Raw genomic sequence first — 11,113 nt, 5'->3', positions numbered from 1 at the left:
CCAAACACCGCCTATAGGTGGTATGCCGGTCCCCGCAAGCAAGCACAAGCGGAGGAAAACTGCAAAAATGTGACGGTTACTACCGCACGACTAGGACGAATTCGGCTGAACTGCCAGCCCTTCATAGCAGATAGGGACGGGCTGCGTTAATTTTTCGTGAGGTCGTCGTGACCGCCACGTTGCGCCAAGGTAATCAGCAACCACAGCTGTCAGGAAACGGTAGCCCCGCGCGGGTGGTTGCTTTAAAAAGCGTCTTTTCCCACCGATTGTGAGGCTGACGATGGCAATGAGAGCCGACGACCTGATCGACCGCCGCCACTTGCGCCGCAAGCTGACCTTCTGGCGCGTGGCTGCGTTTTTGGTTCTGGCGGCAGCGCTGATTGCGTTTTCGGCTTGGATCTACGGTGAGGATCTCACCGGCCAGGCTGTCGACCACATCGCCAAGGTCAAGATCGAAGGCACCATCACCGAGGACGACGAACTGATCAAAAGGCTGGAGACGATCCGCAAGTCGGCGGTGGTGAAAGGCGTCATCCTGTCGATCGATTCGCCCGGCGGCACCACCGTCGGCGGCGAGTCGATCTATGAGGAGGTGCGCAAGCTTGCCGGCGACAAGCCGGTGGTGGCCGAGGTCGGCACGCTAGCGGCGTCCGCCGGCTACATGATCGCGAGCGCGGCCGACCACATCGTTGCCCGCAAGACCTCGATCGTCGGCTCGATCGGCGTGCTGATCCAGTATCCCGACGTCAGCGGCCTGATGGACAGGCTCGGCATCAAGCTGGAAGAGGTGAAGTCGTCGCCGCTCAAGGCCGCGCCCTCGCCGTTCAAGCCGACCAATGACGACGAGCGCGCCATGGTGCGCAAGCTCATCCTCGACAGCTACGACTGGTTCGTCGGCATCGTCGCCGAGCGGCGCAAGATGACCCGCGAGCAGGCGCTGGCGCTGGCCGACGGCTCGATCTTCACCGGCCGCCAGGCGCTCGGCAATCATCTGGTCGACGCGGTCGGCGGCGAGACCGAGGCGATCGACTGGCTGGCGACCAAGGGCGTCGACAGCAAGCTCAAGGTCGTCGAGTGGAAGGACACGGAACGGCGCGGTTTCCTGTTTTCGAAAAGCATGACCAAAGCCATCGCCAGCGCGCTCGGCCTGCCGGACGCCGGCGGCGACATCATTCACGAACTTGGCGCCGACCGCTTGTTCCTTGACGGTCTCGTTTCGGTCTGGCACCCTTGACAATCGTCGGGACGAGCCAAATAAAGCAATAAAATCATCCTGATAATTTGACCGCAGTGGCTTACGGGGAACGTTCTCATGATCAAGTCCGAACTTGTGCAGATCATTGCCGCGCGCAACCCGCATCTTTTCCTGCGCGACGTTGAAAACATCGTCGGCGCGATCTTTGACGAGATCACCGACGCGCTCGCCGAGGGCAACAGGGTCGAGCTGCGCGGTTTCGGCGCCTTTTCGGTGAAAAACCGTCCTGCCCGCACCGGCCGCAACCCGCGCACCGGCGAATCCGTCGAGGTCGAGGAGAAGTGGGTGCCGTTCTTCAAGACCGGCAAGGAGTTGCGCGAAAGGCTGAACGGCGGCAAATAGGCGCCGCGCCGGCAGGTCGAAACGACGGCTCGGCGCTCAAAGCATGTCTCCCGAAAGTGGAGACCGGTTTCGGGACAAAGACTTGCGCGCTATAAACCGCCTCTCCACGGAGATTTGATGTTCAATCGCTTCATGCTCGTCGTGGTCTTCGTGCCGCTGGCCGTCATCCTGATCGCGCTTGCCGTCGCCAACCGCGGACCGGTCGCCTTCACGCTCGACCCGTTCCATCCGGGCAATCCGGCACTGACGCTGAATTTGCCGCTCTTCATCTTCCTGTTCCTGGCTTTAGCCATCGGCATGGTCGTCGGCAGCTTGGCGACCTGGGTGAAGCAGGGCCGCTACCGCAAGCTCGCGCGCCAGCGCGGCATCGAGGCCGAGAACCTGCGCCAGGCAGTGAACCGCGCGCCCGCGGCGCCGAAAGGACCGGCGCTGCCCAAGCCGACGAACTGAAGCCAGGCGAAGCGCGTCGCGGTTCGGCCTGGAATTGCGTGAAACAAGTACTTGGAGCAGGTGAAAGCTGAGCCGCTCGCCTGCCCCGTCACGGAGCTTTCCATGCTGACCATCTCGGCCGCCGAGGTCGATCAGGCGCTCACCTTTCCCGGACTGGTCGAGACACTGCGCACGGCCTTCCGCGACGGCGCCGTGCAGCCGGTTCGCCATCACCACGCCGTCGAGCGGCCGGATGGCGCCGCCTCGACGCTGCTGTTGATGCCGGCCTGGACAGACTTCAATGCCGCAGGCAGCTCGGCCGGCGGCCATATCGGCGTCAAGATCGTCACCGTGTCGCCCGACAACAACGCCATCGGCAAGCCGGCGGTGATGGGCCTCTATCTGCTGCTCGACGGCGTGACCGGCGAGCCGCAAGCGCTGATCGACGGCCAGCGGCTGACGCAATGGCGCACCGCTTGCGCCTCGGCGCTCGCCGCATCCTATCTCGCCCGCAAGGACGCGTCGCGTCTGCTGGTGATTGGCGCCGGCGCGTTGTCGTCCTTCCTCGCCAAGGCGCATTCGGCGGTGAGACCGATCAAATCCATCCGCATCTGGAACCGCACGCCGGCCAGTGCCGAAAAAGTCGCGGCAGCGCTCCGCGCCGAAGGCCTTCCGGCGAGTGCAGCCGGCGATCTCGAAACCGAGCTTGGCGAGGCCGACATCGTCTCGTCGGCGACCATCTCGACCGCGCCGCTGATCAAGGGCGCGCTGCTGAGGCCGGGCGCACACGTCGATCTGGTCGGCGGCTTCACGCCGCAGATGCGCGAGAGCGACGATGACGCAATTTCGCGCGCCCGTGTCTATGTCGACACCCGCGCCGGCGCCACCAAGGAGGCCGGCGACATCGTCCAGCCATTGGCCTCGGGCGTGCTGAAGCTTGAAGCGATCGTCGCCGACCTGCATGAACTGGCGCGCGGCGAGAAACAAGGCCGGCAGAGTGACAGCGAGGTCACGCTGTTCAAATCTGTGGGCGCCGCGCTCGAGGACCTCGCAGCCGGCATCGCCGTCTACAAGGCGGTCAGCGCAAGGTAGTAGGGGAACAGGGCAGTAAGGCAGTATGTGAACTGCCACGCCCCCTACTGCCCTACTGCCCTACTCCCTACTCCCCTACTCGTTCGGCCAGTAAACGCGCAGCCGATGACCGTCGGGATCGAGCGCGACGAAGGTACGGCCGAAGTCGAGATCGACCGGCGCCTGCAGGATTCTCAGGCCGCGCCCAACCCAGTCCGCGTGTGTCGCATCGACTGCACCCGCATTCTCGACCGCAAGCACGAGCTCGCCACCGCCGCCCGCAGCAGCGGCCGCCGGCTCAACGGTGTGGCGCGACCACAAGCCGAGCTTGAAGCCGTTGTCGAGGACGAACATTGCGAAGGTTGGCGAGGCCTCGACCGGCTGGCGTCCGAGCAAGGAAGAATAGAACGCGCCACTCTTTTCTGGGCTGTCGACGTAGAGGATAACGAAATTGGGCGTGGTCATGTCTGATCTCCTGGGTGTTTGAACCTCAGCGATCCTAGATGACACCACTGTCAGAATCTGGCAGCAGCAATCAGCCGGCCGAGTCTTTCGGCGTGTTGTGTCCCGGCTTGTCGTGCGTTGCCCGCCATTCCTTGAGCATCGCCTGGCGGCGGCGCGGGTAGCGAACATCGGTGGCAGTGAGACCCGACATGCGATCGGTGCGGAAATGCCGGAAATCCCGGCGCATCTCGCACCACGCCACCATCACCCGCACCTTGTCGAAGAAGCCGAGCGCGAATGGCCAGACCATGCGCTCCGATGCGGCGCCGCCGGCGTCACGGTAGAGGAAGCCGAGCTTGCGCTCGTTGCGGATCGCCTGTCTGACGATGCCGAGGTCGATCGCCTCGGCGCTCTCCGAACGCGGCCCGACCAACAGCGTCGTGGCATCGAGATCCTGGCGCACATCGTCCGGCAGCACCGCCGCGATCTTCGCCACCGCGTCTCTCGCGGCGGCGGCCTATCGCTTGTCCGGCTGCTTGGCCACCCAGCGCGAGCCGAGCACGATCGCCTCGATCTCCTCGTCGGTGAACATCAGCGGCGGCAGCATGAAGCCGGGCTTCAGCACATAGCCCAGCCCCGCCTCGCCTTCGATCGAAGCGCCCTGCCCCCTGCAACGTCGCGATAAAGCGTGCGGGTCGAAATGCCCATTTCATCCGCAAGCGTGCGGCCGTTTACCGGTCGGCGGTGGCGGCGCAGGATCTGGATCAGGTCGAGCAGGCGTTCGGAACGGGACATCGATTTGCCATCCAGGATGCCGGACGATAGGTCCGCAACCTATACCGCGGCAAGGCACGGGAACGCCTGCGGTCCGACACCGTTATTCACACAATGGAGATGCGCGGATTCTGGCTGTTCTGGTCGGTGCTTGCCGCTACGGTCGCGGCGCTCAGCCTCGGCCCGTCCTTTACCCATGTGATCGAATCGCTGCCCAGCTGACGAAATGGTCACCGGAGCTTTCGCGCGAGGCGACCGTCTTTAACGCCCAGTTCCAGCTCTTCGCGGTCGTCGGGGCGCCGCTCGACGTCGCGGCGATCGTCTGCCCGGCATTGCTTGCATGGATGCTGCGCGACGAATCTCCCGCTTTCTGGTTCGTGCCTGTGGCCACCTTGCTCTATGCGGCCTCGCTGGCGGTCTGGTTCGGGCTTGTCAAGCCGGCCAACGACGTCCTCGCGACTTGGGCGCCCGGTCCGATCCCCGACAATTTCGAGGCGATCCGTTGCGCTGGGAGACTGGCCACATGGCGGTGACGGCGGCCAAGGCCCTCGGCTTCATTTCGCTTTGCCTCGGCCTGCTCTCGATCCGGCATGGCTAAAGGCTCCGTCGACCCTGTGGAGCATGGTTTGTTGCGCCGGTGGGTTGAGCTGTGGCAGAAGCGAGCCGAACCGCCGGAGATAGCCTCTGTTGAAATCCTTTCGCGACAAACGCCGCGACAACCGTCCGCACTCTGCAAGGACCGAGCCGTCCCGCCAGCGCGACGCGTTAGCGTCGGCACGGCCGCAGGCCAAGGCTGCCGAGCGTCATCAAACGAAATCGGCGGATCGACAGGAGGCGAAACCTGCGCCGCGCATTCTTTCACGCCGCGAAGGCCCGCTGCCCGCCGAGCGCCTGCCGCTGATCCTCGAAGTCGCACCCAATGCCGACTATTCCCTGCTTGACAGCGGCGCCGGCGAAAAACTGGAGCAATACGGGCCCTACCGCATCGTGCGCCCCGAGGGCCAGGCGATATGGCAGCGGGCGCTTCCCGCGAAGGAGTGGGAGCGCGCCGACGCCATCTTCACCGGCGATACCGATGAGGAAGGCATCGGCCGCTGGCGTTTCCCGAAGGCGCCGCTCGGCGAGACCTGGCCGATGAAGCACGACGGCATCGATTATCTCGGCCGCTTCACCTCGTTCCGCCATGTCGGCGTCTTTCCGGAACAAGCCTCGCACTGGGACCATATGGCCGGGCTGATCGCCGCGGCAAGGCGCCCGGTCAAGGTGCTGAACCTCTTCGGCTATACCGGCCTTGCCTCGCTGGTGGCGGCGCGCGCCGGCGCCGAGGTCACCCATGTCGACGCCTCGAAGAAGGCGATCGGCTGGGCGCGCGAGAACCAGGAGATGGCCGGCCTTTCCGACAAGCCGATCCGCTGGATCGTTGAGGATGCGGTGAAGTTCGCCGAGCGCGAAGAGCGTCGCGGCAGCCGCTACGACATCGTGCTCTTCGATCCGCCCGCCTATGGGCGCGGCCCGAAGGGCGAGGTATGGCAATTGTTCGCGGATCTGCCGGGTCTCACCGACCTCTGCCGCTCGATCCTGACGCCGAAGCCGCTGGCTGTGGTTCTCACCGCCTATTCGATCCGGGCTTCATTCTTCGCCATCCATGCCTTGATGCGCGATACCTTCGCCGGCATGGGCGGCACGGTCGAGTCCGGCGAATTGATCATCCGCGAGAAATCCGCCGGCCGCGCGCTGTCGACCTCGCTGTTCTCGCGCTGGGTGGCTTGAATATGGCAGCACACGACGGACATCGCCCTGTCGGCCAGGTCAAGGAAGTCACCAGCCTCGCCAATCCGCTGGTCAAGGACATCAAGGCGCTGGCGCTGAAGAAATTCCGCGACCAGCAGAACGCCTTCATGGCCGAAGGGCTGAAGCTCGTCATCGACGCGCTCGATCTCGGTTGGTCGATCAGGACGCTGGTCTTCGCCAAGGCTGGGCGCGGCAACGCGGCGATAGAAAAGGTCGCGGCGCGCACGGTCGCCGCCGGCGGCACCGTGCTCGAGGTCTCGGAAAAGGTGCTGGCCGCGATCACCCGCCGCGAAAACCCGCAAATGGTCGTCGGCGTCTTCGCGCAGCGGACGCTGCCGTTGAAGGACATCCGCGCCACAGACGGCGACGTCTGGGTTGCGCTCGACCGCGTGCGCGACCCCGGCAATCTCGGCACCGTCATCCGCACCGTCGATGCCGTCGGCGCCAAGGGCATCATCCTGGTCGGCGACACCACCGACCCGTTCTCGCTGGAAACGGTGCGCGCCACCATGGGCTCGATCTTCGCCGTGCCGGTCGCCAAGGCAACGGAAGAGGCCTTTCTCGCCTGGCGGCGCGACTTTCCCGGCCTGGTCGCCGGAACGCATCTGAAGGGTGCCGTCGACTATCGCTCGGTCGACTTCTCAAGGAGCCCGGTGCTGCTCTTGATGGGTAACGAGCAGCAGGGCCTGCCCGACAGCCTCGCTGAAAGCTGCGACCGGTTGTTGAGGATCCCGCAGGCTGGCCGCGCCGACTCGCTCAATCTGGCGGTCGCCACCGGCGTGATGCTGTTCGAGATCCGGCGCGGCGCCTTGAGGCTCGATCCCGCCACCGACACGCGATGAGGACTGCGAAATCGTGAAATCCTGGTCCCCTTACGCCCTGCTGGCCGTCGCGGCAATCGCGCTCGACCAGTGGATAAAACAGCTGATCGAGAACGGTCTCGCTTTTCAGGAAAAGGTCGACCTCCTGCCGTTCCTGGCGCTGTTCCGCACCTACAATACCGGCATCGCCTTCTCGATGTTCTCCTCCTTCGGCGATACCGGCCTGGTGGTCATCGCCGCGCTCGTCGTCGCCTTCGTGCTTTATCTGGCCGTGCGCACGCCCGCCGGCCACGTCCTTGCCCGGATCGGCTTTGCCCTGATTGTCGGCGGCGCGCTCGGCAATCTGATCGACCGCGCCGTCTACGGCCACGTCATCGACTACATCCTGTTCCACACGCCGGTCTGGTCCTTCGCGGTGTTCAATCTCGCCGACGCCTTCATTTCCGTGGGCGCGGCACTAGTTGTCCTCGACGAGCTGATCGGCTGGCGGCGGGAAACCAAGCCCCAGGACTGAGATAATTGACCTCGCGCGGCCACCGCCGCAAAGTAGTTTCAAGAGCAATTCCAGGAAAAGTGCGCAGCGGTTTTCCGACCGGAATTGCGTAAAACAGGTCGCCAGAGACGAGGAGACAAGAATGTCCGATACCTTCAAAGCCATCCTCGTTTCGCGCGACGCCGAGAAGAAGCAGTCGGTCGAAATCGTCGACCTCACCGAAGCCGACCTGATGGAAGGCGATGTCACCGTTGCAGTCGAGGCGACGACGGTGAACTACAAGGATGGGCTGGCCATCACCGGCAAGGCCCCGGTCGTGCGCCGCTGGCCGCTGGTACCCGGCATCGATTTCGCCGGCACCGTCATTTCCTCCTCCCATGCCGACTGGCGCAAGGGCGACAAGGTGATCCTCAACGGCTGGGGGGTCGGCGAGACGCATTACGGCGCTTATGCCGGGCGCGCCCGCGTCAAGGGCGACTGGCTCGTGCCGCTGCCCGACGGCATGAGCCCGCACGATGCGATGGCCGTCGGCACCGCCGGCTATACCGCGATGCTCGCCGTCATGGCGCTGGAACGGCACGGCATCGTGCCGGATCGCGGACCGGTGGTGGTGACGGGAGCCGCCGGCGGCGTCGGCTCGGTCGCCATCTCGATCCTCTCCACCCTCGGCTACCATGTCGTCGCCTCCACGGGACGCAATGCCGAAAGTCCCTATCTGATCGACCTCGGCGCGGCCGAGGTGATCTCGCGCGACGAGCTCAGCCAGCCGGCAAAGCCGCTTGGCAAGGAACGCTGGGCCGGCGGCGTCGACTCGGTCGGCACCCACACTCTGGCCAATGTGCTGTCGATGACATCCTATGGCGGCGCGATCGCCGCTTGCGGCCTGGCCGGCGGCATGGACCTGCCGACCAGCGTCGCCCCCTTTATCCTGCGCGGCGTCTCGCTGCTCGGCATTGATTCCGTCATGGCGCCGAAACCGGTCCGCCTCGAGGCGTGGCGCCGCATCGGCGCCGATCTCGATCTCAAGAAGCTGTCGACCCTGTCGCGCGCGATCGGCTTCGACGGCATCATCGGCGCCGCGCGCGACATCGTCGATGGCAAGATCAGGGGCCGTGTGGTGGTCGATATGTAGTGCAATTCCAGGAAAAGTGTTCGGCGGTTTTCCGTCCGGAATTGCACTAAAACGAGCGAAAACCACCGGAAAACGGCGTGGAAGACTAAAATTCGAACGATCCGCCGCAATCTTCCATAATCTCTGTCTGGCAAGGTCTCCCGCATGTTCGCGGACTCCGACATCAGACAGGACAGCAAGGCCGCAGGCGATGACGGCGCCGGCCCGGACGCGCCGAAGCGGCAGGTGCTTGTCGCGCCGCCGCTGGCTCCCGAACTGCCGACGGCCAGCCGCGAAGGCCTGCCGTTCCTGACGATCGTCGCGACAGTCGTGCTGGCCGGGCTTTCGCATCTCACCGGAGCGCCGATCTTCATCACCATCGGCCTCCTGGCGACGGGTCTGGGCGGTCTCGCGATGCATCTGCGCAACCAGCGCACCGAGCGCCGCACAGCTGCACTTCTCGACGAGACCGCCGCCCGCAGCCGCGCCGAGATCGAGACGCTCGCCGACCGCATGTGGGAGATGCAGGAGAGCGAGGAGCGTTTTCGCGGTCTGATCGATGCGCTCGGCGATCTCGTCGTTCATCGCGACCGCGACGGGCACATCGTCTACGCCAACAAGGTGTTCGCCTCGCTCGTCGACATCGATCAGCGCGATCTCGCCGGCAAGACGCTCTCCGAGCTCGGCATCGATGTCGGTGTCGTGCCCGACGCCGCCTTCTCGGACCATGAATGCCTGAGTTCCACCGACGTCGCCATCCGCACGCCGAACGGGCCACGCTGGTTCTCCTGGATCGAGCTCTCGGTGCGCGACAGGGATACCGCTGCTGTTTCGCACCGGGCGATCGCCCGCGACATCACCGCCCGCAAGCGCGCTGAAGCGTCGCTGATCACCGCCCGTGAGCGGGCCGAATATGCCAGCCAGGCCAAGTCGCGCTTCCTTGCCACCGTCAGCCACGAGATTCGCACGCCGATGAACGGCATCATGGGCATGGCGAAGCTGCTCGCCGACACCGACCTCTCGCCCGAGCAGCGCACCTATGTCGGCGCCGTCTCGACGTCAGCAAGCGCGCTGCTTGCCCTGATCGAGGACCTGCTCGACTATTCCAAGATCGAGGCCGGCCGCTTCGATCCCGAGCCGCAGCCGACGTCGCTGCGCGAGATCGCCGACAACATCATCGAGCTGCTGGCGGCGAGGGCTTTCTCAAAGAACATCGGCCTCGGCTGCCATGTCGAGCCCGACGTGCCGCAGATGATCACCGCCGACCCCGGCCGCGTGCGCCAGGTGCTGCTCAACCTCATCGGCAATGCCGTAAAGTTCACCGATGCCGGCGGCGTGCTGCTTACCGTCGCGCGCGCCCGCACCGAGAGCACCGACCGCATCCGCTTCACCATCGCCGACACCGGTCCAGGGCTGCGCGAAGAGGACATGGAGCGCATCTTCGAGGAATTCGAGCAATCCGACGGCACTTCGACCAGGGTGCATGGCGGCGCGGGCCTCGGCCTTGCCATTTCCAAGCGGCTGGTGATCGCCATGGGCGGCACAATCTCGGTTTCGAGCCGGCTTGGCGAGGGATCCGAATTCGTCTTCGACATCCCGGCGACCGCGGCAACCGAACCGCCGCAATATCGCCAGAGCATCCTCTCGGACAGGCGCGCCGTGATCGTATCCAAGAACGCCGTCGAGGCCGATGCCATCGCCCGCACCGTTCGCGCGCATGGCGGTGCCGTCGAGATTGCGGCGACGCCGGACCAGGCCGCCGCCTTCGCCGCCGGCTGCAACGTGCTTCTGGTCGATGCCGCGCTCGAAAACAGCGACGGCCGCCTGCTCAAGCGGCTGCGTCAGAACGGTTTTGTCGATTGCGAAGCCGTCACCCTGATTGCACCCGCCGATCGCGGCATGCTTGGCGAGTTCCGCGCCGGCGGCTACGCGACGTTCCTGGCCCGGCCAGTGCGCGGCGAAACGCTGCTGCGCGTGCTGTTGACCAGCCATGTGCCGGCACCCGCCGAGCCGCGGCCGGAACCGCGCGGCGTCGCGTCCGTCCGCCGCCGCGACCAGGGTCTGTCCGTGCTTATCGCCGAGGACAATGACATCAACGCGATGCTCGCCCGCGCCACGCTTCTCAAGGCCGGACATCGCGTCAAGATCGTCGGCAACGGCAAGGCCGCGGTCGACGCCGTCACCGACGCCGGCCTCAAGCATCGTTTCGACGTCGTGCTGATGGACCTGCACATGCCGGTGATGGACGGGCTGGACGCGATCGCCGCCATCCGCCGCCATGAGGAAGCGCTTGCCGTGCCGCCGATCCCCATCATGGTGCTTTCGGCCGACAGCCAGGAAAAGACGCGCCACACCGTGCTGGCCCACGGCGCCAGCGGCTTCGTCACCAAGCCTCTCGACCCCGATGCGCTCGTCCAGGCCGTCGAGGGCCAGGTCGCGGCGTAACGAAATTTTTAGATTTCGCGAACGCGTTGGATCGCTTGGCTTTCATAGCCGCAAGATAGCCGGTTGAGGGTATTGCCCAGCCGACGAAGTATTGCCCGGCTCGCCGTATCACGGTACTGTCACAATCCTGTTGCACC

At 65.2% G+C, this 11,113-nt stretch carries 10 protein-coding genes and 1 pseudogene; 9 read left to right on the top strand and 2 right to left on the bottom strand.

The features are described 5' to 3' along the window. The first annotated feature begins 280 nt into the window (after window positions 1-280). The 4 genes from sppA (at window position 281) to lhpI (ending at window position 3,118) form a co-directional block, all read left to right on the top strand. Window positions 281-1,234 carry a signal peptide peptidase SppA gene (gene sppA / locus EH240_RS00175; protein WP_124995402.1) on the top strand — a complete coding sequence of 318 codons (954 nt, stop codon included), beginning with the start codon at window positions 281-283 and terminating at the stop codon, window positions 1,232-1,234. A 78-nt stretch (window positions 1,235-1,312) separates the two neighbouring features. Then, a complete protein-coding gene (locus EH240_RS00170) occupies window positions 1,313-1,597 on the top strand; it encodes an integration host factor subunit beta (protein ID WP_027165368.1) in 285 nt (94 codons plus the stop codon). Between the two features lie 117 nt (window positions 1,598-1,714). After that, a complete protein-coding gene (locus tag EH240_RS00165; RefSeq protein WP_124995401.1) occupies window positions 1,715-2,047 on the top strand; it encodes a LapA family protein in 333 nt (110 codons plus the stop codon). Window positions 2,048-2,149: 102 nt separating this feature from the next. After that, window positions 2,150-3,118, top strand: a complete 969-nt coding sequence (gene lhpI / locus EH240_RS00160; protein ID WP_124995400.1) for a bifunctional Delta(1)-pyrroline-2-carboxylate/Delta(1)-piperideine-2-carboxylate reductase — start codon at window positions 2,150-2,152, stop codon at window positions 3,116-3,118. A gap of 75 nt (window positions 3,119-3,193) precedes the next feature. On the opposite strand, the gene EH240_RS00155 is transcribed toward lhpI, so the two are convergent. Further along, window positions 3,194-3,562: a VOC family protein gene (locus tag EH240_RS00155; protein ID WP_124995399.1), complete on the bottom strand. Its 369-nt coding sequence runs from the start codon at window positions 3,560-3,562 to the stop codon at window positions 3,194-3,196. Between the two features lie 70 nt (window positions 3,563-3,632). After that, a pseudogene (locus EH240_RS00150) lies at window positions 3,633-4,336 on the bottom strand (helix-turn-helix transcriptional regulator). 666 nt (window positions 4,337-5,002) lie between these two features. On the opposite strand from EH240_RS00150, the gene EH240_RS00140 reads away from it, so the two are divergent. The 5 genes from EH240_RS00140 to EH240_RS00120 all read left to right on the top strand — a co-directional run bounded on the left by EH240_RS00140 (window position 5,003) and on the right by EH240_RS00120 (window position 10,976). Beyond that, window positions 5,003-6,085, top strand: coding sequence for an RsmD family RNA methyltransferase (locus EH240_RS00140; RefSeq protein ID WP_124995398.1), 1,083 nt, complete (start codon window positions 5,003-5,005; stop codon window positions 6,083-6,085). Window positions 6,086-6,087: 2 nt separating this feature from the next. Further along, window positions 6,088-6,948, top strand: coding sequence for a TrmH family RNA methyltransferase (locus EH240_RS00135; RefSeq protein WP_124995397.1), 861 nt, complete (start codon window positions 6,088-6,090; stop codon window positions 6,946-6,948). A gap of 13 nt (window positions 6,949-6,961) precedes the next feature. Beyond that, the gene (gene lspA / locus EH240_RS00130; RefSeq protein ID WP_124995396.1) at window positions 6,962-7,441 is read left to right on the top strand and encodes a signal peptidase II; all 480 of its coding nucleotides are present in this window, start codon (window positions 6,962-6,964) and stop codon (window positions 7,439-7,441) included. Window positions 7,442-7,562: 121 nt separating this feature from the next. Then, window positions 7,563-8,552 (top strand): acrylyl-CoA reductase (NADPH), encoded by a 990-nt coding sequence (gene acuI, locus EH240_RS00125; RefSeq protein WP_124995395.1) that lies wholly within the window; start codon window positions 7,563-7,565, stop codon window positions 8,550-8,552. Window positions 8,553-8,696: 144 nt separating this feature from the next. Then, complete coding sequence (locus EH240_RS00120; protein WP_124995394.1) at window positions 8,697-10,976, top strand: PAS domain-containing sensor histidine kinase; 2,280 nt, start codon at window positions 8,697-8,699, stop codon at window positions 10,974-10,976. Window positions 10,977-11,113: the final 137 nt, after the last annotated feature.

It is taken from the genome of Mesorhizobium tamadayense (assembly GCF_003863365.1).
GTDB lineage: Bacteria > Pseudomonadota > Alphaproteobacteria > Rhizobiales > Rhizobiaceae > Mesorhizobium > Mesorhizobium tamadayense.
This window is presented reverse-complemented; position numbering and strand designations above follow the sequence as displayed.

Bases quoted from the DNA above. Each gene is read 5' to 3' on its own strand.
- acuI (WP_124995395.1), top strand. From the start codon at position 7,563: ATGTCCGATACCTTCAAAGCCATCCTCGTTTCGCGCGACGCCGAGAAG.
- sppA (WP_124995402.1), top strand. From the start codon at position 281: ATGGCAATGAGAGCCGACGACCTGATCGACCGCCGCCACTTGCGCCGC.
- EH240_RS00135 (WP_124995397.1), top strand. From the start codon at position 6,088: ATGGCAGCACACGACGGACATCGCCCTGTCGGCCAGGTCAAGGAAGTC.
- lhpI (WP_124995400.1), top strand. From the start codon at position 2,150: ATGCTGACCATCTCGGCCGCCGAGGTCGATCAGGCGCTCACCTTTCCC.
- EH240_RS00155 (WP_124995399.1), bottom strand. From the start codon at position 3,562: ATGACCACGCCCAATTTCGTTATCCTCTACGTCGACAGCCCAGAAAAG.
- EH240_RS00120 (WP_124995394.1), top strand. From the start codon at position 8,697: ATGTTCGCGGACTCCGACATCAGACAGGACAGCAAGGCCGCAGGCGAT.
- EH240_RS00170 (WP_027165368.1), top strand. From the start codon at position 1,313: ATGATCAAGTCCGAACTTGTGCAGATCATTGCCGCGCGCAACCCGCAT.
- EH240_RS00165 (WP_124995401.1), top strand. From the start codon at position 1,715: ATGTTCAATCGCTTCATGCTCGTCGTGGTCTTCGTGCCGCTGGCCGTC.